Source organism: Citrobacter sp. Cpo103 (genome assembly GCF_030332605.1).
GTDB classification, from domain to species: domain Bacteria; phylum Pseudomonadota; class Gammaproteobacteria; order Enterobacterales; family Enterobacteriaceae; genus Citrobacter; species Citrobacter portucalensis.
In genome coordinates, this window is record NZ_JAOWHO010000035.1 from 630500 (window position 1) to 652796 (window position 22297).

Here is a 22297-nt window from a genome sequence, read left to right on the forward strand (position 1 = left end):
GTTAGCATCGTTATCCGGCAAAAGAACGGCTACCAATCGATCCCAACCTGTGCCTGAATACCGCGGTCAAACGCGTGTTTGACCGGGCGAATTTCACTGACCGTATCGGCCAGTTCCAGTAACAGCGTATGGCATCCGCGCCCTGTGACGATAACGCTCTGACCGGCAGGGCGATTTTCGATGGCGCTGATAACCTCTTGCGTATCCAGATAGTGGTAAGCCAGCATGTAGGTGAGTTCATCCAGCACCACTAGATCGTAATGCGCATCAGCCAGCATGCGCTTACTCTCCTGCCACACAACCGTTGCCGCCTCGATATCTGCTTGCCGATTTTGGGTTTCCCAGGTAAATCCTGTGCCCATAATATGGAACTCGACGCCGAGCGGTTGCAGTGTGTTGTACTCGCCATTATCCCACTGACCTTTAATAAACTGCGCGATGCCAACGGTTTTTCCGTGACCCACTGCGCGCGTTGCCGTGCCAAAGGCTGCGGTGGATTTTCCTTTTCCGTTGCCGGTGAAGACAATCAGGATCCCTTTCTTCTCCGTTGCAGCCGCTACGCGGGTATCAACCTGTTCTTTCAGTTTCTGCTGACGCTGGCGGTGTCTGTCGTTATTGGCGCGCGCTTCCATGGAAACTCCTTAATGCCCTGCCGGACAGGTTGCACAGCGATGCTGCTGTTCGAACTGGCTGAAGAAGTTATTACCTTTGTCATCCACCAATACGAAGGCAGGCATATTTTTAACTTCCATCATCCACACCGCTTCCATTCCCAGTTCGGGATACTCAAGGCACTGCAGACTCTTCACGTACTGCTGCGCCAGTAGGGCGGCGGCACCGCCAATGCTGCCGAGGCTAAATCCACCGTGTTTGTGACAGGCATCAGTGACCTGCTGGCTGCGGTTACCCTTGGTGAGCATAATGAGGCTGCCGCCTTGTGCCTGGAAAGCATCGACATACCCATCCATGCGCCCGCCGGTGGTGGGCCCCATCGAGCCACAGGCCTGATTTTCCGGGGTTTTGGCGGGACCAGCGTAGTAAACGATATGCTTTTTCATGTATTCCGGCATAGGTTCGCCGTTATCCAGTCGCGCTTTGATGTTCGCGTGGGCGATATCGCGAGCGACAACAATCGGGCCGCTTAACGACAGGCGTGTACCAATGGGCAGAGCTGAAAGGTCATGCAGGATGTCACGCAGCGGACGGTTCAGATCCAGTTGTACGGTCTGAGCGCCGTTTTCTACCCGGTGAGAATCGGGGATAAATTTGCCCGGATTATGCTCGAGTTTTTCCAGCCAGATACCGTGTTTATTAATTTTGGCCTTAATGTTGCGGTCGGCAGAGCAGGAGAGGGCCATCGCGATTGGGCAGGAGCCGCCGTGGCGCGGTAAGCGAATTACGCGGATATCGTGGGCAAAGTATTTGCCGCCAAACTGCGCCCCGATGCCAAACTCGCGGCTGGCATTGAGCAACTCGGCTTCCAGCGCCGTATCACGGAACGCCTGGCCCAGCTCGTTCCCGCTGGTGGGCAGATTATCGTAATATTTGGTTGAAGCCAGTTTGGCGACTTTCAGCGCCTGGTCGGCGGATAAGCCCCCAACCACAAAAGCGATGTGATATGGCGGGCAAGCGGCTGTACCCAGTGATTTCATTTTTTCGATCAGGAACGCAGTGAGTTTTTCCGGCTGTAGAATGGATTTGGTTTCCTGGTACAGTGCCGCTTTGTTAGCTGAGCCGCCACCTTTATTGACGAACAGGAAACGGTATTCGTTACCTGGGGTGGCGCTAATATCGATTTGTGCGGGCAGGTTGGTCTGGGTATTGACCTCGGTATACATATCCAGCGGGGCATTTTGCGAGTAACGCAGGTTGTTTTCGGTAAAGGTGGAATACACGCCTTTGCTTAATGCTTCTGCGTCATCGCCGCCGGTCCAGACATGTTGTCCTTTGCTGGCCACAATGGTTGCCGTCCCGGTATCCTGGCAGTTGGGCAGTACGCCTTTAGCTGAAACCTCTGCATTGCGCAGCAGCTGCAATGCGACGTACTTATCGTTACTGCTGGCCTGTGGGTCGTGCAAAATGCTGGCAATCTGTTTTAAATGTCCGGCGCGCAGGAAAAATGAAGCCTCATAAAACGCCTGCTGTGCTAACAAGGTTAACGCTTCCGGTGCAACCTTGATCACTTCCTCTCCGTCTAACTCCGTTACCGTAACGTGCTGGTTACTCAGTAATTCATACTCGGTACTATCTTTACTCTGAACAAAGAGTTCCTGCCAGACAAATGGTTTAGACATAGTACTTCTCACCTTTTCATTTTGCCGGATGACGGCGTAAATAAATGCGCTAATCGTAGGCCGGATAAGCGAAGCGCCATCCGGCGTAAAGTTATTTGGCTAAAAAGACATTGGCTTTTGTCGCTTCGGCGACATATTCGATAGTTTGCTGGGCTCGAACGCTATTACCGGCTGCATCCAGCGGCGGAGAATAGACTGCAATCGCATATTCGCCAGGGACAACGGCAACCATGCCGCCGCCGACGCCGCTTTTCGCCGGGATGCCAACGGTGTACAGCCATTTACCGCTACCGTCGTAAAGCCCGGCGATTGCCATTTCTGCCAGCACCTGCGGAACATATTTCTCGTTCAGCAACTGTTTACCGTTGAACGGAGATTTGCCTTTGTTCGCGAGTACGGCACCCATTTTGGCCAGTTGCTCAACGGTGATATCCACCGAGCACTGGCGGGTATAAATTTCGACGGCTTCGTCAGTGTTGCCATAGAAGCTGTTATAGGATTCCATCAGCTTGGCCAGCGCCTGATTGTGCTGGTTGGTTTCCATTTCAGATTTGAAAACCGGTTCGTTCACGGTGAGAGTGGCATCGGCCCAGACGTTCAGGTTGTCGAGAATTTTGTTCCAACGATCGGTTTTGTCTTTGGCTTCGATCAGGCTAACGGTGCTCATGGCCCCGGCGTTTACCAGCGGGTTTTCAGGCGCACCTTTGGTCAGTTCAACGGCTAAACCTGAGTTGAATGGCATACCGGTGGCATTGGCGCCAAGTTTATCCAGCACTACCTGAGGACCGTGCTGCTCCATGGCGAGCGCCATGGTGAACACTTTACTCAGGGATTCCATTGGGAAAGGTTTGTTAACATCGCCAACCTGGTAGATCTTGCCGTCCACCGTCGCAATGGTGATGGCAAAATTTTTCGGGCTATAGGTCGCCAGAGCAGGGATGTAGTCGGCGACTTTTCCATCGTTGTTACTTTTGTACTTCTGATGAGCCTGTTCTATCAGCTTGGCGTAGTCGGGCGTGGTTTGCGCGAATGTGGTTGCGCTAAACAAGACGCTGAAAGAAAAGAGACTCACGCCGAGAATTGTTTTATTCATTATGCATTCCTGTTGGTGTTGTTGGGAAAACTATCCTGTAGGCCGGATAAGGCGTTCACGCCGCCATCCGGCGTTAACACGGTATAATTGCCGGATGGCAACGCTGACGCGTTTTATCCGGCCTACGATTAGTCGTTCTTCTACTGTCAGGACAAAGCGACTTCCGTTTCGGTAACCGGACGTTCTTGTTCCGGGGTCTTCACCGGCGCAGTTCCACGGCAACCCTGGCCGTAGTGTTCGCCTTCCCAACGGCCCACGATGGCAGCACCCATTGCGTTACTCATAACGTTGGTGGCGGAACGACCCATATCGAGGAACGGATCGACGCCCATCAGCAGAATCAGGCCAGCTTCTGGAATGTTGAACTGGTTCAGGGTTGCAGCGATAACCACCATGGATGCGCGCGGTACGCCTGCCATTCCTTTCGAGGTCAGCATCAGGATCAACAGCATGGTGATTTGCTCGCCCATGCTCAGTTCGATGTTGCACGCCTGGGCAATAAAGACGGTGGCAAATGAGCAATAAGCCATGGAACCGACCAGGTTAAAGGAATAACCGATAGGCAGAACGAAGCTGGCGATTTTTGAAGAAACACCGAATTTTTCCAGCTTGTCCAGCGTACCCGGGAAGGCGGCTTCAGAGCTTGAAGTGGTAAAGGCCAGCAGAGCGGGTTCGAGGATTGATTTAGTTAACCGTGCGATGCAAGGCCCGACGATCATAGTAGACAGGCCAATCAGGATTGCCCACAGCATACCCAATGTCAGGTAGAACTCACCCATGAAGATCCCGGCGCTAACCATCACACCCAGACCACGTTCGGCAATCAGACCTGAAATAGCGGCAAAAACGGTCAGTGGTGCAAACAGCATGACGTAACCCGTCAGCTTCAGCATGACGTGTACCAGTGAATCCAGCACTTTCACGATAGGATCGGCTTTTTCACCAATCGCAGCGAGGCTGCAACCGAGGAAGATTGAGAACACGACGATCTGCAGAATTTCGTTACGCGCCATCGCATCGACAATACTGGTCGGTACCGCGTGTGAGATGAATACTTTCAGCGTGAATGGCTCTGACTTAACGGCGGCAACGGCTCCGACGTCATGTGGCACAAAGTTGATACCTGCGCCTGGCTGGAAGATATTAACGATAACCAGACCCAGTGCAATTGACACCAGAGAGGCGCAAATAAACAGGAAGAAGGTTTTCGAAAATATACGTCCCAGCGTTTTGGCATCGCCCATTTTGGCAATACCCACAACCAGAGTTGAAATAACCAATGGAGCGATAATCATTTTCACCATACGTAAGAATATAGTGGTAAAAATGGAAATATCTGCTGCATAAGATTTTGCTGTTTCAGCCGCGGCCATATTATTTATGGCCACCCCGGCAATCATGCCGAGTATCAGGCCTAATATGATCATCTTCGTTAAACTAATTTTCTTCATGTGTACTCCATCGGATAAAGGCTGGTAATTGGAATTGTGTAGGGTGGCGTGCGCCTGAACCTGGACAGCAGCTCAGACGCACGCCTGTTGTGACCAACCGCATGAATAATTCGAAGCACTGTGATACAGCTGAATTCTGTGCTCCAATGGTTGTTATTGTGTTTTTTTGTTACAAGTTAAACTCAATACTTAATAATGGAGCGTGTTGCTGCGCACCATAAACATCATTGTCACCGACATTGCCGGAAATAATATCCCGTGGCATGACGATTTTTACGGCATTCGCTGGATCGAACCAGACGATATTGTGAATAAACTCAGGCTCAACATTATATAAACCGGCAATAAGCTGCGGCGTTAATTGCTCGCAGGCTTTTACCCGCTGATAGTCTTCCCTTGTTTTAAATAAAATATCTAAAACTAGTTCGTACGGTCCGGCGTTTTTGGAACGAATTACTTGCGCCAGTGAACAAATTGAGTGTTTCATGCCTGAACTCCTTCTGGCGTCACCTGTTCAATGTGGAAATCAAAACGCAGCGCATCGCTCGCTTCAATCAGGTGATAGATCGAGAACTCATACACCGGTCCACTCTGAATATCAGATGGCGAGAACGGGAAGGCGAGGTTGCCCGCAGTCGCAATGCGATTTTCATAGCCGTAGTGCAGCAGGGTAGAGCGCACCAGAGAGCAAACGCTGTTGGCGATATCCTGCGTTGGCGCGACGACATCCAGTAAAATTCCCAGTTCATGGCCCGCAGTTTTCATCGGCTCATGGTTGCCCATCACACCGTTCTTACCGTACAGGTGGAACGTCATGCGGATACTGTCGTCATTCAGCGAGAGGTTACGTGCCACGCTTGCCTGTACCTCTTCAAGAATCGTGTCAATCCCGGCAATCATAATCGGGTCACGTGTTCCGGCGATGGTTAGGCAACGGAAGCCAACCTGGCGTGCACCTTCCAGTTTCAACGCATACGGTGTTTCTTCATGGCGTGAACCGCTGACATACACTTCACCTTCGTTAACCTGGGTGAAAGTACATGCCTTCAGGTTCAGCACACCGCCTGGCCCTGGCAGGAAGTACGGATCTGACTTCTCGTACAGGGTGTGCGCTGCTGCGGAAGTCTCGGTGAACTTACGCTTGGGATTGAACGCCTTCAGCGTAAAGCCGTTATCGTCAATGATTCCCATCGCACAATCTGAGCCGGAACCAGGGGTGGCGGCAATGGCTGCACACTCAAGGATCTTACCGCAATGAAGCGCCAGACCTTCATCAAAGCCCTGCATAATCGGCAGCGCGGCGAAGCAGGCCGGATCGTAGGCACGTCCGCCCAGGACCACCTGCGCACCGGCTTTCAGCGCACGCTGGAAAGGCTCGATGCCCATTTGTGCGACAATGTAGGTGCTCTCTTCAATGGCCTCGTGAGTCAGTTCCGGCACAAAATCGAGCGCAGTGATTTTGCCGTTATCCAGCGCCTGATGAACGATTTCTTTGTCGACATCAGACGGAATTAGCGCCATTGAGAAAGACAGTTTTTCTTCCTGCGCGATCTCATGGATTATCTGGCGACACCACTCCAGATGCGGAGCTGCGCCAGAACCACCAGCTGTGCCGATTACTACCGGGATGTTGTTCTTAACGCCTGCCACAATCATATAGCGCAGATCGCGTTTCACACCGGCCCTGTCAGTAAAGGGTTTACCTGCCCCCAGGTAGTGGGGGCCAGGATCGGAGGAACCTGCGTCAACAGCAATAAGATCCGGTGACTCTTCCATGGCTTTACGAAAACTTTCTTCCGGGAAGCCATAACCCAGGATAGCCGTAGGCGATAAGATCTTAAATGTGCGTGCCATCTCTTAATCCTTAGTTTGCAACAACGCGATGGTGCGGTTCATTTCGTTAAACACGATGTTGAGACCTTCATCGAAACCCATACCCGGTTTAACCAGCATACGCATTGGGCGCGCGGCAAGTGCCACGTGTACGCAGGTGCGGGCACTGATCTCGGTTTCGTTACAGGTACCGCCCTGATAGGCTTCCATCGCGTGTTTGTTGCAATACAGCACCGCATCAACGATGTTGTGAATACCGCCCAGATCCGGAGTCTTGATCTGTACCATGTGGCAGCTGCCCGCATCGGTAAAGTCCACGATATCCTGATAGGTGTTACACCATTCATCCGCAACGATTTTCACGCCGGAACCCAGACGAGTCAGTTCTTTGGTGATGGCGGTCAACATGCGGATCTGATCCGGCTTGTTACCGGCATCAACCGGACCTTCGATATACAGCGGCAGACCCTGGGCTTCGGCTTCCAGGCTGGCGATGTATTCGGCGCAACGCACTGGATCCATATCGAAGATCAGACCGATCGTGCCGTACACATCAATGTGCAGCGTCGGGTGATAACGTTCGCTGGTGCGTAGGCTTAAGATGCGGTCGGATAACCAACGTACATACTCACGCAGTTTTTCGCCTTTAAAGCCCAGTTTCTCTTCCACGTTGTTGATCAGCGCATGCGGCAGGACGTCCACACCTTTGAGGATCATCTTATCAACGGCGATATAACGGTCGTCACCGCTCTGACCAAATAATGGAATGGCTTCCGGGACGCACGGCAGTTGCCATTCATCGCAAACCACTTCAGTTTTCAGACGACCGGTAGCCAGCGCCGCAGCGTCGAGCAGCGCCTGAGACAAACCATAGCGGACGGCGGTATGCAGCAGATGACCGTCAATACGCAGTTGGTCAAAGAAACGCGCGTTCGGCAGGAACGAATCAACGTCACGACCTTCCAGTAACGGCTTGATGTGGTCGTTGAGGAACGGAATGAAGTTTTCAGCCAGGAACAGTGGGTCACGACCGCCTGCACCTGAATATTGCACCGCTGCGCAATCGCCCACAGCTACCGCGCCGTTTTCCAGAATCAGCTGTACGGAAACACATTCACCCGCCTGACGAACAGACGTAAATCCAGGCGTTACCGGATCGCCGGTATAGATAAACCCGTCATGACCGGCGCCGTTTTTGATGGCCTGCTGATCGTCAAAATAAAATGAGGAGTAGCCAGCTGTGAAAAGGGCCTGTTTAATTTTCATTATGGTCTTCCTATTAATTTACTGTGGGATACGGCGTTGATGTCATCAATGACCATCTGGAAAGAAGGCTTGCGACCTTCGAAATGTGCGCGCTCTGCAACGTAGTCGTGGTGCAGGGCGAGAATATCTTTCGGCAGCGGCACTGCACCGGCTTCAAGAATACGGATTGCGCCTGTGTTATCGCGAACAGGCAGGATCTTACCGGCGTTACAGGCGGCAGGAGCGAAAGGCACATCCAGCACGCCAGCTTCAAAGGCCAGCACCGTACCGCGCGCAATGTCGCCATTGCCCAGTTCGAAGACTTTCTTCAATACCGCGCGGACTTCGCTCTTAATCAGGTCAACTTCCTGCTCCACGGCAGCGCACTGCGGGAATTTCTGATCGCTGACCATGTTGAGCATCTGGCGTGACGCTTTCAGGCCCTGGGCGTTAGCTGCCGCGGTTGGGATACCGAATGCTTCGTGCGGACTTTTGGTAATGACTTTTGTGGCACCAGACATACCGGCAACCGCTGCGCCCCAGGCGATAACGGAGAAAGCTTTTGCTTCATCTTCCGGGAATCCGCCCATCCACTGGTGGAAAACGGTGCTCAGCTCGTAATCGTCGAAGCCATGGTTATGGAAGTATTCGTGGGACAGTTCACGCAGTGCCTGAATAGCAGCGATATCCTGTGTCAGGCTACCGACCTGGCCGTAACCGACGGTAATAGACTTCACGCCCTGCTCCAGCGCCAGCAGACCTTCGATAATCGCGACTGAGTGGGACATGAACGGCGGGATCAGCGTGCCGGTCAGCGGACCAAACGGCTCACGGTTGATGCGAATGCCGTTCTCTTCGTACAGACCCATCAGACGGTCGCAGTACTGCCAGTCGCGGATAGATTTTTCCAGGGTGACGCGTTTGGCGTAAGGGATGTTGTAGGAGATACCGCCGCCTTCGTAGCTGGTAAAGCCACTGGCCATGGCGATTTCTGCCAGCAGACGCGCATCCGGTGTACCGTGGCGAACCTGGATCGGTTTATCCAGCGATTCAGTCATACGACGGCAGGCAGCAACCCCGTGATTGACGACCGGTAAACCATTCAGCTTGGAAGTACCTGCTTCGATGGATTTTTGGATCCCGACAGCGGCTTCTTCATAGCGGTTCAGACGGGTATAGGCATCGATAGTACTTGGCAGGAGGTCGCACTCTTCCTGCAATGTTTTGAGCAGCGCAATATGCTCATCCATTAATGCCACACCTGCGCGCGGCTGGCTCAGAGTTTTACCCTCCTGATCGGCCTTCAGCAGGGCGAGGGAGAAACGCTTTTTCTCTGGAATTGATTGCTGGTACTTCACGCCATCTTCGAAGTTCTCAACGTCTTTACCGGTTTCCCAGGTTTGTAACACCTGATGCCTTTCGGTCATGAATTCGTCATGGGTCAATTTTTTATTTCGAAGTTCCATTCGTAGCTGCCTTAAGTTTTATAGGGTTAAACACTGAATGCTGGTGCGAGCAGCGGCTTGCGGGTACAGCCTGGCGACGTTTGCCAGTAGCGGGAGCAGGCCATTTGAATCGCGGTAATACTCAAACTGATTCGGTAACAGAATTCTTTTACCCTGGTCGTCCAGCTCCCTGTATTTGAGCCAGTTATGGATATCGAACTGGCTGGCGCGAGAGAGCCATCCCCCTGAACCGACGACTTTGCGTACGGTGGTGAGATCGCGACCCATCTGTAAATCCACATTACCCACGCAGGTGCAAACCTGCTTTTTAGTGCCCGCGTGGCGCTCAGCGGCATAGCCCACGCATAAACCTGCCAGCAGGGTGTCGAAATATTTCTCTTCCTCGCTGAGTGGCAGGTAATCCGGTTGCCCAACCAAGTGGCGTAGATAGCGGTAAAACGCTTCCTCGCGCTGTGGCTGCTGGGCGAAGATGACTTTCACCATATCCTGCGTGCTTTCTCCCACCACAACGGCGGAAACGCGCATGCCAAGGTCGCCTTCAACGGTACGTTTGACGAACGGTTCAGGAACACCATGCAGGACGGTATCGGGGGAGAGGGTATTCGCGCTGGCCGAATAGACATCCGTGGTGGCTCCGCCCATATCAATCAGCATGAATTCCTTCCATGCGCTGTCGTAATCGCTAATGGCTTTGACTAACTCATATACCGTCCATGGCGTCGGCATAGGCTCTTCGCCTGTTTCGCCGACGATAACGTCCAGACCTTTGCCTTTGACGATGCGTGACAAGAACACATCGCAAATCGCCTGGCGCGCGGCAAACGGATTCGGGTGATCGAGGTCCGGCAGAATGTTGTCTACCGTGGTCAGATCCTTATGTCCCAGAATCGTTTGTATTTCGTCCTGAATGTCCCGGTTTCCGGCGTAGATAATGGCGCAATCAAGCTTTGAGCCTGCCAGCGCGTGTGCATTCGCCAGGCCGTAACTTTCTTCGCCACCGTCTGTCCCGCCGGTAAACAACAGAATGTCTGGTGGTGATGATTCCAGCTCCTGGATGTCATGACGGTTCAGCTTGTACGAATAATATTGCGCGATTTTCGCTCCTGCCGAATGGGCGGTAACTTTTGCCGACTCCAGCGTAATGGAAGGCACCAGCCCCATTGCTGCAACGGCGAGCCCACCTTTCGCTGAGGAGGAGTATTTCAACTGCACTTCACCACTTTTCAGTAACGGGCGAGCATCGGCAACATTCAGCACCTGATTCAGGCTGGCAAAAAAACCGTCTGCCAGATGATGTGTGGTGGTTGGGGTCAGGACATGGTTTACCAGGGTTAATTCCTCGCCTTCATGTGCGAAGAGGGCTGCCTTGGTCCATGTCGAGCCGATATCGACAGAAACTGTTTGCATCAGATGGCCTCTTCCAGGCAACGCTGTTCGAGGCCATTGTGTTGGTGAATATCATTAGTGATAAGCGCGCAAACATCTTCCAGATCGTGGCTGGGGGCGAAGACCCGGTTAAAGCCCATCTCTTTAAACTTCACTTCCACGTCGGCGAAGTCATGTTTACCGACGACCAGGTTGCCGCCGACGTACAGCAGAATGTCGCCAAGGCCGCGTTCGATGCAGCGCTCACGTAACCCGAGGCAGTCAATGTCGCCATGACCGTAGATAGAGGACACCACGATGGCATCGGCGCCTGTTTCAATCGCAGCATCGATATATTCATCCTGGCTCACCATCACCCCGAGGTTGATTACGTGAAAATCATGAGCAGTAAAAACGCGATCCAGAACTTTATTACCTACTGCATGGCAGTCAGCACCGATGACGCCAATAACAAGTGTAGATTTCTTCATGGGTAATCCTCTGTAGGGCTGATGGTCAATAAGTGAAATTATTTTCTAATATTTAGAACATGGATTGTGACAACCTCTTAATAGGGTTGGAGTTTCTGTGGAAGCGAAAAAGGAAGCAATTGATCTATTTTCAAAATATCCTGAGAAAAATGATTGTTATATTTAGCTGGTGTAAAATCCCTTTGTAATCAATGTGATGTGATGTATTTTTTTAACTGGTTTTAATTTATTAGAGAATTGGGTAATAAATTACTTGCCATGTTTGTGATCGAAATCTTATTTTGTTATGCGCGCCATTTATGACGTGTTTTAAATAATTTCAAAAATCCCAATTACTAATTAACTTGTGAACGACATAACGGTTTTTTATTTTTTAATCTTATATGTCATAATTCATTTTTGTTAAATTTAGGATAAAAATGATAAGGAAATGTTTGTGGCATATTTAATCTTTGCCACATAAGAGAAGAGGGGGTGTTAATGATAACTTTCAGTGATGATTTAAGCGAAACGTCAGCATTCTCTCGCAGAACGACAAACGCAATGCATCGGTCATTGTGGAACGTTTTCGCTTCCAGTTGAGATAGTTACATCTCGGTGTTAATTATAAGTAAAATTTAAATGAATAATTTGTATGAAATAACAAATCCATGACTTGCTAAACAAAAAACTGTGAGCTACCCAGCATTAGTGATTCTTTATCTGCTATCAATTTAGTCAGCCGGGCTGGTTAAAAGATCGTGTACATTTAAATAAATATCCTATCATTTGTAGTAACGGCAATTACTCATTGAAAAACATGTTGTTAACATAGCGTTTACTAGTAGCGTGAGTGCTAAACACTATTAACATTAAATTTGAAAATTGATTTAAATCAATGTTTAAAACTTGGAAAACAGCATCAAAAGAGGTTAAATTGCTTCAGATCAAATTGGTCTGAAAGTGGTAAATTAGCTATAAATTGATCACTATCGAAAAATGCAAATTTGTCTCGATAAAAACCTGTTTATTGTAAGGATTTTACGGCGTAATATAATTGCGGGATCAATTTGAGTGTTTTATTAACATGTTTGTAACTTTTCATCATTATCCTTTCTTCAAATGAGAGGGAAGGGTAGCGGCGGAAGGAAGCAGATAAATTTGTATTGGGGCATGCGTGTGACCCTTTCTAACGGGGTTCACTCTCGGAGTCTTCATGCGATGAGCAAGGAGTCATGATGTTAGATATAGTCGAACTGTCGCGCTTACAGTTTGCCTTGACCGCGATGTACCACTTCCTGTTTGTGCCACTGACGCTCGGTATGGCGTTCTTGCTGGCCATCATGGAAACGGTCTACGTCCTTTCCGGCAAACAGATTTATAAAGATATGACCAAGTTCTGGGGTAAGTTGTTTGGTATCAACTTCGCTCTGGGTGTGGCAACCGGTCTGACCATGGAGTTCCAGTTCGGGACTAACTGGTCCTACTACTCCCACTATGTAGGGGATATTTTCGGTGCGCCGCTGGCGATCGAAGGTTTGATGGCCTTCTTCCTCGAATCCACCTTTGTAGGTCTGTTCTTCTTCGGCTGGGACCGTTTGGGTAAAGTCCAGCATATGTGCGTCACCTGGCTGGTAGCTCTGGGTTCTAACCTGTCCGCGCTGTGGATTCTGGTTGCGAACGGCTGGATGCAAAACCCAATCGCCGCGGATTTCAATTTCGAAACCATGCGTATGGAAATGCTGAGCTTCTCTGAACTGGTGCTCAACCCGGTTGCACAGGTGAAATTTGTTCACACTGTGGCATCTGGTTATGTCTGTGGCGCGATGTTCGTTCTGGGGATCAGCTCCTACTATATGCTGCGCGGTCGTGACTTCGCGTTCGCTAAACGTTCTTTTGCCATCGCCGCCAGCTTTGGTATGGCTGCAATTCTGTCTGTTATCGTTCTGGGTGATGAATCCGGTTACGAAATGGGCGACGTGCAGAAAACCAAACTCGCTGCGATTGAAGCAGAATGGGAAACTCAGCCTGCACCGGCTTCCTTTACGCTGTTCGGTATTCCGGACCAGGATGCGCAGGAAAACCATTTTGCGATTCAAATTCCTTATGCGCTGGGCATCATTGCCACCCGCTCTGTTGATACACCGGTCATTGGTCTGAAAGATCTGATGGTGCAGCACGAAGAGCGCATCCGTAACGGGATGAAAGCGTATCAACTGCTGGAAGAGCTGCGTGCTGGTACGACCGATCAGGCCGTTCGCGATCAGTTCAACAGCATGAAGAAAGACCTGGGTTATGGTCTGCTGCTGAAACGCTATACGGATAACGTCACCGACGCGACCGAAGCGCAAATTCAGCAGGCAACGAAAGATTCTATTCCTCGCGTTGCGCCGCTGTACTTCGCATTCCGTATCATGGTGGCATGCGGCATTCTGATGCTGGCAATCATCGCTGTGTCCTTCTGGACCGTACTTCGTAACCGTATCGGTGAGAAAAAATGGCTGCTGCGCACTGCGCTGTATGCGATTCCTCTGCCGTGGATTGCGATCGAATCCGGTTGGTTTGTCGCAGAGTACGGTCGTCAACCGTGGGCGATTGGTGAAGTGTTACCAACAGCCGTAGCGAACTCTTCGCTGACCGCTGGCGACCTCATCTTCTCGATGCTGTTGATTTGCGGCCTGTATACCCTGTTCCTGGTGGCTGAACTGTATCTGATGTTCAAGTTCGCACGCCTTGGGCCGAGTAGCCTGAAAACCGGTCGTTATCACTACGAGCAGTCCACTGTGACTTCTCAGCCGGCACGCTAAGACAGGAGTCGTCAAATGATCGATTATGAAGTATTGCGTTTTATCTGGTGGCTGCTGGTTGGCATTCTGCTGATTGGTTTCGCGGTCACTGATGGCTTCGACATGGGGGTGGGCATGCTCACCCGTTTCCTCGGTCGTAATGATACCGAGCGTCGAATTATGATTAACTCCATCGCCCCACACTGGGACGGTAACCAGGTTTGGCTCATCACCGCAGGCGGCGCACTGTTCGCAGCCTGGCCGATGGTGTATGCCGCCGCGTTCTCCGGCTTCTATGTGGCGATGATTCTGGTACTGGCGTCGTTGTTCTTCCGTCCGGTCGGTTTTGATTACCGCTCCAAGATTGAAGACATGCGCTGGCGCAACATGTGGGACTGGGGCATCTTCATTGGTAGCTTCGTTCCACCGCTGGTTATTGGCGTGGCATTCGGCAACCTGCTGCAAGGGGTTCCGTTCCACGTAGACGACTACATGCGTCTGTACTACACCGGTAACTTCTTCCAGTTGCTGAATCCGTTTGGTCTGCTGGCGGGTGTCGTGAGTGTTGGGATGATCATCACCCAGGGCGCGACCTATCTGCAGATGCGTACGGTAGGTGAGCTGCATCTGCGTGCACGTGCAACTTCGCAGGTTGCGGCACTGGTGACTCTGGTCTGCTTCGCGCTGGCCGGTGTATGGGTGATTTACGGTATTGACGGTTATGTTGTGACCTCCGCACTGGATCACCATGCCGCCTCAAACCCGCTGACCAAAGAAGTGGCTCGCGAGGCTGGCGCATGGATGGTGAACTTTAATAACGCACCTATCCTGTGGCTGGTTCCTGCACTGGGCGTCGTTCTGCCGCTGTTGACTATCCTGACTTCTCGTATGGAGAAAGGGGCATGGGCGTTCGTCTTCTCCTCACTGACGTTAGCCTGCATCATCCTGACTGCCGGTATCGCAATGTTCCCGTTTGTGATGCCATCCAGCACCATGATGAACGCAAGCCTGACTATGTGGGATGCCACCTCCAGCCAGCTTACATTGAACTTGATGACCTGGGTCGCGGCGGTGTTTGTACCGATCATTCTGTTGTACACCGGCTGGTGCTACTGGAAGATGTTCGGTCGCATCACTAAAGAAGATATTGAAAGCAACACCCACTCTCTGTACTAAGTAAGGAGCTTAAAATGTGGTATTTCGCATGGATTTTGGGAACGCTTCTTGCCTGTGCATTTGGGATAATCACAGCGCTGGCGCTTGAGCACGTTGAATCAGGCAAAGCCGGACAAGAAGATAGCTGATGACCAACATTATCGCGATGGTATACAACGCGATGGACAAGCGCCCCCTGCGGGCGCTTTCCTTTGTGCTGGCAATCGTGTTGGCTGGCTGCATATTCTGGGATCCGTCACGTTTTGCGGCCAAAACCAGTGAGCTTGAAATCTGGCATGGTTTCCTGCTGATGTGGGCGGTCTGCGCAGGCATTATTCACGGCGTTGGCTTCCGTCCTCGTGCCGTACACTGGCAGGGTATCTTCTGCCCGCTGATCGCGGATATCGTCCTCGTTGTTGGACTGTTTTTCTTCTTCTTTTGAATAAGAAACATCCTTAAATATTTATGGGCTTGCATAAGCCCATAATTTTTTACTCTCCGTTTACTTTCCCCCATTCCAAAGCACCATTCCCGCGCGTATAGTAGCGAAGTTTGAAAGCACTAACCTTTTGTTGCATTACCGGGATGTACAGTGAAGACAGCGCGATATACAACGACATTCTTGATGCATCGCGGCGGCAAGAACGCGAGTCACCAGGCGCTTACCAGGGTAAGCAACTGGTGTGAGTGGGCGAAGCCAACAAAGAGGCAGTAGGAATGAATAAGTATATGTTTCGATGGCCGGTTCGTGTCTACTATGAAGATACCGATGCCGGTGGGGTGGTTTACCACGCCAGCTACGTCGCTTTTTATGAAAGAGCTCGTACAGAGATGCTGCGTCATCATCACTTCAGTCAGCAGGTCCTGTTGGCCGAACGTGTAGCCTTTGTGGTGCGCAAGATGACCCTCGAGTATTTTGCGCCTGCCCGGCTCGACGATATGCTCGAAGTTCAAACCGAAATTACGTCAATGCGTGGCACCTCATTGGTTTTCACGCAACGCATTGTCAACGCAGAGAACACCGTGCTGAATGAAGCCGAAGTTCTGATCGTTTGCGTTGATCCACTCAAAATGAAGCCTCGTGCGCTTCCCAAGTCTATTGTCGCGGAGTTTAAGCAGTGACTGACATGAATATCCTTGATTTGTTCCTGAAGGCAAGCCTTCTGGTTAAACTTATCATGTTGATTTTGATTGGTTTCTCAATCGCATCCTGGGCCATTATTATCCAGCGGACCCGTATTCTTAATGCTGCTTCACGTGAAGCCGAAGCATTTGAAGACAAGTTCTGGTCTGGTATTGAATTGTCGCGTCTGTATCAGGAAAGCCAGGGGCGTCGTGATAATCTGGCGGGCTCAGAGCAAATTTTCTATAGCGGATTCAAAGAGTTTGCGCGTCTGCATCGGGCGAATAGCCACGCGCCGGAAGCGGTCGTTGAAGGGGCATCCCGTGCGATGCGTATCTCGATGAACCGTGAACTGGAAACGCTGGAAACGCATATTCCATTCCTCGGCACCGTCGGCTCCATCAGCCCGTATATCGGTCTGTTCGGTACCGTTTGGGGGATCATGCACGCATTTATCGCGCTGGGCGCGGTAAAACAGGCCACGCTGCAAATGGTCGCGCCGGGTATCGCGGAAGCGTTGATCGCCACGGCTATCGGTCTGTTTGCGGCAATCCCGGCGGTTATGGCTTACAACCGACTGAATCAGCGCGTGAACAAGCTGGAACTGAATTACGACAACTTTATGGAAGAGTTCACCGCGATTCTGCACCGCCAGGCGTTTACCGTTAGCGAGAGCAACAAGGGGTAAGCCATGGCCAGAACGCGTGGACGAGGTCGTCGCGAACTCAAGTCCGAAATCAATATTGTACCGCTGCTCGACGTACTGCTGGTGCTGTTGCTGATCTTTATGGCAACCGCGCCGATCATTACGCAGAGTGTGGAAGTCGACCTGCCGGATGCGACCGAATCGCAAGCCGTCAGCAGTAACGACGAACCGCCGGTCATTATTGAGGTTTCCGGTATTGGGCAATACAGCGTGGTCGTTGAGAAAGACAGGATGGATCAACTGCCGCCGGAGCAGGTTATCGCGGAAGCGAAAAGCCGCCTGCAGACCAATCCGAAAACGGTCTTTTTAATCGGTGGTGCGAAAGACGTGCCTTATGATGAAATAATTAAAGCGCTGAACTTGTTACACAGTGCAGGCGTAAAATCGGTTGGCTTGATGACGCAGCCAATCTGATGACCGCGTTTTGCTGGCTTGAAAGATAGCGCGTAACAGGCGAACAGTTTTTTGGGAACCGAGAGTGTCAAAGGCAACCGAACAAAACGACAAGCTCAAAAGGGCGATAATTATTTCAGCGGTGCTGCATGTCATTTTATTTGCAGTACTGATCTGGAGTTCGTTCGATGAGCACATTGATGCTTCAGCTGGCGGCGGTGGCGGTTCGTCCATCGACGCCGTTATGGTCGATCCTGGCGCCGTTGTGCAACAGTACGACAGGCAGCAGCAGCAGCAGGCAAGTGCGAAACGTGCAGAAGAACAGCGTGAAAAACAGGCGCAGCAGCAAGCTGAGGAACTTCGCGAGAAGCAAGCGGCTGAGCAAGAGCGACTGAAGCAGCTGGAAAAAGAACGTTTAGCCGCGCAGGAAAAAGTGCGCGAACAGGCGGAACAGCAAAAGCAGGCCGAAGCCGCCGCCGCGAAAGCGCAAGAGCAACAGAAACAGGCTGAAGAAGCTGCGGCGAAGGCTGCTGCAGATGCGAAGGCCAAAGCTGATGCTCAGGCGAAACAAGCGGCAGATGCTGCGAAGAAAGCCGCTGCGGACGCACAGAAAAAAGCTGAGGCTGAAGCTGCTAAAGCCGCCGCTGATGCGAAGAAAGCTGCAGAAGCACAAGCTGCTAAGGCAGCAGCAGACGCTGCGAAGAAAGCGCAGGCTGAGGCCGCTAAGCAAGCTGCAGCCGAGAAAGCTGCCGCTGAGAAAGCAGAAAAAGCCGCCGCCGCGAAAGCTGCCGCTGCTGAAAAAGCGGCGGCTGATAAGAAAGCCGCGGCTGAAAAAGCAGCTGCAGATAAAAAAGCTGCAGCCGAGAAAGCCGCTGCCGATAAGAAAGCTGCGGCTGATAAAGCGGCTGCTGCGAAAAAGGCTGCGGCCGAAAAAGCCGCAGCAGCCTCTGGCGTTGACGACTTGTTAGGTGACCTAAGCTCCGGTAAGAATGCACCGAAATCGGGTGGTGGAGCGAAAGGAAGCGGTCAACCGGCGAAAGATAGTGGTACAAGTGGTGCTAATGGCGGTGCATCTGGCGCTGATATCAGTGCTTACGCATCTCAAATTCGTAATGCGATCCAGAGTCGTCTGTATGGTGCCGATTTGTATGCAGGTAAATCTTGCGTATTACATATCAAGTTAGCACCCGATGGTCTGTTACTGGATGTGACCGAAGAGGGCGGAGATCCGGCATTGTGCCAGGCTGCGCTGACGGCTGCGAAAACAGCCAGAATTCCTAAACCGCCTAGCCAGGCTGTTTATGAAAAAGTAAAAGATGCCAAACTGGACTTTAAACTGTAATAACGCCCCCTGAGAATTCAGGGGAAACGGTCTAAGGTTGAGACAGAGTTCTGGTAGTTTTGTGTATTTGAGTTTGTTAACATTCTGCTAAATTATCGTGGGCTTTCCGTCCAGATAAGGGAGATATGATGAAGCAGGCATTACGAGTAGCATTTGGTTTTCTGATGCTGTGGGCAGCGGTGCTGCACGCAGAAGTACGTATCGAGATCACCCAGGGGGTGGACTCGGCACGCCCGATTGGTGTTGTCCCCTTCCAGTGGGCAGGGCCGGGTGCTGCACCTGAAGATATCGGTGGCATCGTAGGCGCTGACCTGCGTAACAGCGGTAAATTTAATCCGTTAGACCGCTCTCGTCTGCCTCAGCAGCCGGGTACCGCGCAGGAAGTTCAACCTGCCGCATGGTCTGCGCTGGGTATTGATGCCGTGGTCGTCGGTCAGGTTACACCGAATCCGGATGGTTCCTACAGCGTCGCTTATCAACTGGTAGATACCGGTGGCGCGCCGGGTACCGTACTGGCGCAGAATACTTATAAAGTGAACAAGCAGTGGCTGCGTTATGCGGGCCATACTGCCAGTGACGAAGTGTTTGAAAAACTGACCGGTATTAAAGGTGCATTCCGTACCCGTATCGCTTATGTTGTTCAGACTAACGGCGGTCAGTTCCCGTACGAATTACGTGTGTCTGACTACGATGGTTACAACCAGTTCGTGGTACACCGTTCTCCGCAGCCGCTGATGTCACCGGCATGGTCTCCGGACGGTTCAAAACTGGCATACGTCACTTTCGAAAGCGGTCGTTCTGCGCTGGTTATTCAGACACTGTCTAACGGCGCGGTTCGTCAGGTAGCGTCGTTCCCACGTCACAACGGTGCGCCAGCGTTTTCTCCGGATGGCAGCAAACTGGCGTTTGCCCTGTCTAAAACCGGTAGCCTGAACCTGTATGTCATGGACATTGGTTCCGGTCAGATCCGTCAGGTGACGGATGGTCGTAGCAACAACACGGAACCTACCTGGTTCCCGGACAGCCAAAACCTGGCCTTTACTTCTGACCAGGCCGGTCGTCCGCAGGTTTATAAAGTTAACGTCAACGGCGGTGCTCCGCAGCGCATTACCTGGGAAGGTTCGCAAAACCAGGATGCGGATGTGAGCAGCGACGGTAAATTTATGGTAATGGTAAGCTCGGCCAACGGTCAGCAGCACATTGCCAAACAAGATCTGGTAGCGGGTGGCGTACAAGTTCTGTCGTCAACGTTCCTGGACGAAACGCCAAGTCTGGCACCTAACGGCACTATGGTAATCTACAGCTCTTCTCAGGGGATGGGATCCGTGCTGAATTTGGTTTCTACAGATGGGCGTTTCAAAGCGCGTCTTCCGGCAACTGATGGACAGGTTAAATTCCCTGCCTGGTCGCCGTATCTGTGATAATAAATAATTGATTAATAAAGGAATCATTGAAATGCAACTGAACAAAGTGCTGAAAGGGCTGATGATTGCTCTGCCTGTTATGGCTATTGCAGCGTGTTCTTCTAACAAGAACGCCAGCAATGACGGCAGCGAAGGCATGCTGGGTGCCGGCACTGGTATGGATGCAAACGGCAGCGGCAACATGTCTTCTGAAGAGCAAGCGCGTCTTCAGATGCAACAGCTGCAGCAGAACAACATCGTTTACTTCGATCTGGACAAGTACGATATCCGTTCTGACTTCGCTGCAATGCTGGATGCTCACGCTAACTTCCTGCGTAGCAACCCGTCTTACAAAGTCACCGTAGAAGGTCATGCGGACGAACGTGGTACTCCTGAGTACAACATCTCCCTGGGTGAGCGTCGTGCGAACGCCGTTAAGATGTACCTGCAGGGTAAAGGCGTTTCTGCTGACCAGATCTCCATCGTTTCTTACGGTAAAGAAAAACCTGCAGTACTGGGTCATGACGAAGCGGCTTACGCCAAAAACCGTCGCGCCGTACTGGTTTACTAAGAGAATTGCATGAGCAGTAACTTCAGACATCATCTGTTGAGTCTGTCGTTACTGGTTGGCATAGCGGCCCCCTGGGCCGCTTTTGCACAGGCGCCAATCAGTAGTGTCGGCTCTGGCTCGGTCGAAGACCGTGTCACTCAACTCGAGCGTATTTCTAACGCTCACAGTCAGCTTTTAACCCAACTCCAGCAACAACTCTCCGATAATCAGTCCGATATTGATTCCCTGCGCGGTCAAATTCAGGAAAATCAGTATCAACTGAATCAGGTTGTTGAACGCCAGAAGCAGATATTGCTGCAGATGAATAATCTTGGCAGCGGTAGTGCACCTGCGGCGCAATCAGCGGGCGGCGATCAGAGTGGGGCAGCAGCAACCCCTGCACCTGATGCGGGTGCAGCGGCAGCGTCAGGTGCTCCGGTACAAACTGGCGATGCGAATACCGATTACAATGCGGCCATTGCTCTGGTGCAGGATAAATCCCGCCAGGATGACGCGATTGAAGCATTTCAGAACTTCATTAAAAAGTACCCAGACTCAACTTACCTGCCAAATGCGAATTACTGGCTGGGTCAGTTGAATTACAACAAGGGGAAAAAAGATGATGCAGCGTTCTATTTTGCTTCTGTAGTCAAAAACTTCCCTAAATCACCAAAGGCTGCAGACGCGATGTATAAAGTCGGTGTCATCATGCAGGACAAAGGTGATAAAGAGAAAGCGAAAGCCGTTTATCAGCAGGTTATCACTAAATACCCTGGCACTGATGGCGCGAAACAAGCGCAAAAACGCCTTGGCGCGATGTAATGAACACCATGCGACCAGAAATCGTGTTAATTCTGGTCGCGTCGTGTGATTCCTAAGCAGTTGAGTTATTTACATCGAAATTTTTGTTGCGCTAAAATCTGAAATCAGTAATATATGCCGCCGTTGCCAAGGGATATCAAACAGCCCGAAAGCGGCAAAAAAAGTGGGTCGTTAGCTCAGTTGGTAGAGCAGTTGACTTTTAATCAATTGGTCGCAGGTTCGAATCCTGCACGACCCACCACTAACTTAGTTAGTAAGTAGTATCCAGCGCAGTATCGGGTGATTAGCTCAGCTGGGAGAGCACCTCCCTTACAAGGAGGGGGTCGGCGGTTCGATCCCGTCATCACCCACCACTCGGGGCGTTAGCTCAGTTGGTAGAGCAGTTGACTTTTAATCAATTGGTCGCAGGTTCGAATCCTGCACGCCCCACCAACTTTAACATCGTACTCAGATGTTAAACGTGAAGGATAACGTTGCTTTAGCAACGGCCCGTTAGGGCGAGACGAAGTCGAGTCATCCTGCACGCCCCACCAATTTATTGGTGGTACCGAGTAAAAATTTTCAGGTTATACCCGAGCGGGTCGTTAGCTCAGTTGGTAGAGCAGTTGACTTTTAATCAATTGGTCGCAGGTTCGAATCCTGCACGACCCACCATCCTGAAAGTATAAAGAAGTAAACCCCATAAGGGGGCGTTAGCTCAGTTGGTAGAGCAGTTGACTTTTAATCAATTGGTCGCAGGTTCGAATCCTGCACGCCCCACCAGTGTAAAAAGGCGCCCTAAAGGCGCCTTTTTGCTATCT

20 protein-coding genes, 5 tRNA genes and 1 pseudogene are annotated in these 22297 nt (G+C 51.3%); 16 read left to right on the top strand and 10 right to left on the bottom strand.

Annotated features, from left to right (window positions below; translation table 11 throughout):
* Positions 1-29: 29 nt before the first annotated feature.
* The 10 genes and pseudogenes from cobO to glmS all read right to left on the bottom strand — a co-directional run bounded on the left by cobO (position 30) and on the right by glmS (position 11238).
* On the bottom strand, positions 30-632 hold the full coding sequence (gene cobO / locus OGX89_RS19510; protein ID WP_063940686.1) for a cob(I)yrinic acid a,c-diamide adenosyltransferase: 603 nt from the start codon (positions 630-632) through the stop codon (positions 30-32).
* Between the two features lie 9 nt (positions 633-641).
* On the bottom strand, positions 642-2294 hold the full coding sequence (locus OGX89_RS19515) for a class I fumarate hydratase (protein WP_003831421.1): 1653 nt from the start codon (positions 2292-2294) through the stop codon (positions 642-644).
* Between the two features lie 91 nt (positions 2295-2385).
* Complete coding sequence (gene glsA / locus OGX89_RS19520) at positions 2386-3387, bottom strand: glutaminase A (RefSeq protein ID WP_063940684.1); 1002 nt, start codon at positions 3385-3387, stop codon at positions 2386-2388.
* A 169-nt stretch (positions 3388-3556) separates the two neighbouring features.
* A pseudogene (locus OGX89_RS19525) lies at positions 3557-4838 on the bottom strand (dicarboxylate/amino acid:cation symporter); the annotation flags it as partial.
* A 169-nt stretch (positions 4839-5007) separates the two neighbouring features.
* On the bottom strand, positions 5008-5325 hold the full coding sequence (locus tag OGX89_RS19530) for a DUF4387 domain-containing protein (RefSeq protein ID WP_126955835.1): 318 nt from the start codon (positions 5323-5325) through the stop codon (positions 5008-5010).
* Positions 5322-6692 (bottom strand): acyclic terpene utilization AtuA family protein, encoded by a 1371-nt coding sequence (locus tag OGX89_RS19535; RefSeq protein ID WP_003831426.1) that lies wholly within the window; start codon positions 6690-6692, stop codon positions 5322-5324. Before OGX89_RS19535 ends, OGX89_RS19530 begins: the two co-directional genes overlap by 4 nt.
* A gap of 3 nt (positions 6693-6695) precedes the next feature.
* Positions 6696-7937: a methylaspartate ammonia-lyase gene (locus OGX89_RS19540; RefSeq protein WP_003831427.1), complete on the bottom strand. Its 1242-nt coding sequence runs from the start codon at positions 7935-7937 to the stop codon at positions 6696-6698.
* Entirely contained in the window at positions 7937-9382 is a 1446-nt protein-coding gene (locus tag OGX89_RS19545; protein ID WP_003831428.1) for a methylaspartate mutase subunit E, read from the bottom strand. The genes OGX89_RS19540 and OGX89_RS19545 overlap by 1 nt, the downstream gene beginning before the upstream one ends.
* 18 nt (positions 9383-9400) lie before the next feature.
* Positions 9401-10789 carry a methylaspartate mutase accessory protein GlmL gene (gene glmL, locus OGX89_RS19550; protein ID WP_003831429.1) on the bottom strand — a complete coding sequence of 463 codons (1389 nt, stop codon included), beginning with the start codon at positions 10787-10789 and terminating at the stop codon, positions 9401-9403.
* Complete coding sequence (gene glmS, locus OGX89_RS19555; RefSeq protein ID WP_003022963.1) at positions 10789-11238, bottom strand: methylaspartate mutase subunit S; 450 nt, start codon at positions 11236-11238, stop codon at positions 10789-10791. The genes glmL and glmS overlap by 1 nt, the downstream gene beginning before the upstream one ends.
* Before the next feature lie 1217 nt (positions 11239-12455).
* Between glmS and cydA the strand changes: the two genes are divergently transcribed.
* The 16 genes from cydA (at position 12456) to OGX89_RS19635 (ending at position 22259) form a co-directional block, all read left to right on the top strand.
* Positions 12456-14024, top strand: coding sequence for a cytochrome ubiquinol oxidase subunit I (cydA, locus tag OGX89_RS19560; protein ID WP_003022965.1), 1569 nt, complete (start codon positions 12456-12458; stop codon positions 14022-14024).
* A 15-nt stretch (positions 14025-14039) separates the two neighbouring features.
* Positions 14040-15179: a cytochrome d ubiquinol oxidase subunit II gene (gene cydB, locus OGX89_RS19565; RefSeq protein ID WP_043015643.1), complete on the top strand. Its 1140-nt coding sequence runs from the start codon at positions 14040-14042 to the stop codon at positions 15177-15179.
* Between the two features lie 14 nt (positions 15180-15193).
* Entirely contained in the window at positions 15194-15307 is a 114-nt protein-coding gene (cydX, locus tag OGX89_RS19570; RefSeq protein WP_003022970.1) for a cytochrome bd-I oxidase subunit CydX, read from the top strand.
* On the top strand, positions 15307-15600 hold the full coding sequence (gene ybgE / locus OGX89_RS19575; protein WP_048214655.1) for a cyd operon protein YbgE: 294 nt from the start codon (positions 15307-15309) through the stop codon (positions 15598-15600). The genes cydX and ybgE overlap by 1 nt, the downstream gene beginning before the upstream one ends.
* Positions 15601-15875: 275 nt before the next feature.
* Positions 15876-16280 carry a tol-pal system-associated acyl-CoA thioesterase gene (gene ybgC / locus OGX89_RS19580; protein ID WP_003831439.1) on the top strand — a complete coding sequence of 135 codons (405 nt, stop codon included), beginning with the start codon at positions 15876-15878 and terminating at the stop codon, positions 16278-16280.
* A complete protein-coding gene (tolQ, locus tag OGX89_RS19585; RefSeq protein ID WP_003022976.1) occupies positions 16277-16969 on the top strand; it encodes a Tol-Pal system protein TolQ in 693 nt (230 codons plus the stop codon). The genes ybgC and tolQ overlap by 4 nt, the downstream gene beginning before the upstream one ends.
* Positions 16970-16972: 3 nt before the next feature.
* Positions 16973-17401, top strand: a complete 429-nt coding sequence (gene tolR, locus OGX89_RS19590; protein ID WP_003022978.1) for a colicin uptake protein TolR — start codon at positions 16973-16975, stop codon at positions 17399-17401.
* 64 nt (positions 17402-17465) lie between these two features.
* Positions 17466-18722 (top strand): cell envelope integrity protein TolA, encoded by a 1257-nt coding sequence (gene tolA, locus OGX89_RS19595; protein WP_043015645.1) that lies wholly within the window; start codon positions 17466-17468, stop codon positions 18720-18722.
* A gap of 128 nt (positions 18723-18850) precedes the next feature.
* The gene (tolB, locus tag OGX89_RS19600) at positions 18851-20143 is read left to right on the top strand and encodes a Tol-Pal system beta propeller repeat protein TolB (protein WP_003022981.1); all 1293 of its coding nucleotides are present in this window, start codon (positions 18851-18853) and stop codon (positions 20141-20143) included.
* Between the two features lie 34 nt (positions 20144-20177).
* Positions 20178-20696 carry a peptidoglycan-associated lipoprotein Pal gene (gene pal / locus OGX89_RS19605; protein WP_003022983.1) on the top strand — a complete coding sequence of 173 codons (519 nt, stop codon included), beginning with the start codon at positions 20178-20180 and terminating at the stop codon, positions 20694-20696.
* A gap of 9 nt (positions 20697-20705) precedes the next feature.
* Entirely contained in the window at positions 20706-21497 is a 792-nt protein-coding gene (cpoB, locus tag OGX89_RS19610; protein ID WP_003831441.1) for a cell division protein CpoB, read from the top strand.
* 165 nt (positions 21498-21662) lie between these two features.
* Positions 21663-21738: transfer RNA gene (locus tag OGX89_RS19615), tRNA-Lys, on the top strand.
* A gap of 36 nt (positions 21739-21774) precedes the next feature.
* Positions 21775-21850 (top strand) — tRNA-Val (locus OGX89_RS19620).
* 3 nt (positions 21851-21853) lie between these two features.
* Positions 21854-21929, top strand: a tRNA-Lys gene (locus OGX89_RS19625).
* Between the two features lie 146 nt (positions 21930-22075).
* A tRNA-Lys gene (locus OGX89_RS19630) sits at positions 22076-22151 on the top strand.
* 32 nt (positions 22152-22183) lie between these two features.
* Positions 22184-22259 (top strand) — tRNA-Lys (locus OGX89_RS19635).
* Positions 22260-22297 lie beyond the last annotated feature (38 nt).

What these genes read in the sequence shown, in the direction of transcription:
- cobO (WP_063940686.1), bottom strand. Translation starts at nt 632, where the DNA reads ATGGAAGCGCGCGCCAATAACGACAGACACCGCCAGCGTCAGCAGAAA.
- OGX89_RS19515 (WP_003831421.1), bottom strand. Translation starts at nt 2,294, where the DNA reads ATGTCTAAACCATTTGTCTGGCAGGAACTCTTTGTTCAGAGTAAAGAT.
- glsA (WP_063940684.1), bottom strand. Translation starts at nt 3,387, where the DNA reads ATGAATAAAACAATTCTCGGCGTGAGTCTCTTTTCTTTCAGCGTCTTG.
- OGX89_RS19530 (WP_126955835.1), bottom strand. Translation starts at nt 5,325, where the DNA reads ATGAAACACTCAATTTGTTCACTGGCGCAAGTAATTCGTTCCAAAAAC.
- OGX89_RS19535 (WP_003831426.1), bottom strand. Translation starts at nt 6,692, where the DNA reads ATGGCACGCACATTTAAGATCTTATCGCCTACGGCTATCCTGGGTTAT.
- OGX89_RS19540 (WP_003831427.1), bottom strand. Translation starts at nt 7,937, where the DNA reads ATGAAAATTAAACAGGCCCTTTTCACAGCTGGCTACTCCTCATTTTAT.
- OGX89_RS19545 (WP_003831428.1), bottom strand. Translation starts at nt 9,382, where the DNA reads ATGGAACTTCGAAATAAAAAATTGACCCATGACGAATTCATGACCGAA.
- glmL (WP_003831429.1), bottom strand. Translation starts at nt 10,789, where the DNA reads ATGCAAACAGTTTCTGTCGATATCGGCTCGACATGGACCAAGGCAGCC.
- glmS (WP_003022963.1), bottom strand. Translation starts at nt 11,238, where the DNA reads ATGAAGAAATCTACACTTGTTATTGGCGTCATCGGTGCTGACTGCCAT.
- cydA (WP_003022965.1), top strand. Translation starts at nt 12,456, where the DNA reads ATGTTAGATATAGTCGAACTGTCGCGCTTACAGTTTGCCTTGACCGCG.
- cydB (WP_043015643.1), top strand. Translation starts at nt 14,040, where the DNA reads ATGATCGATTATGAAGTATTGCGTTTTATCTGGTGGCTGCTGGTTGGC.
- cydX (WP_003022970.1), top strand. Translation starts at nt 15,194, where the DNA reads ATGTGGTATTTCGCATGGATTTTGGGAACGCTTCTTGCCTGTGCATTT.
- ybgE (WP_048214655.1), top strand. Translation starts at nt 15,307, where the DNA reads ATGACCAACATTATCGCGATGGTATACAACGCGATGGACAAGCGCCCC.
- ybgC (WP_003831439.1), top strand. Translation starts at nt 15,876, where the DNA reads ATGAATAAGTATATGTTTCGATGGCCGGTTCGTGTCTACTATGAAGAT.
- tolR (WP_003022978.1), top strand. Translation starts at nt 16,973, where the DNA reads ATGGCCAGAACGCGTGGACGAGGTCGTCGCGAACTCAAGTCCGAAATC.
- tolB (WP_003022981.1), top strand. Translation starts at nt 18,851, where the DNA reads ATGAAGCAGGCATTACGAGTAGCATTTGGTTTTCTGATGCTGTGGGCA.
- pal (WP_003022983.1), top strand. Translation starts at nt 20,178, where the DNA reads ATGCAACTGAACAAAGTGCTGAAAGGGCTGATGATTGCTCTGCCTGTT.
- cpoB (WP_003831441.1), top strand. Translation starts at nt 20,706, where the DNA reads ATGAGCAGTAACTTCAGACATCATCTGTTGAGTCTGTCGTTACTGGTT.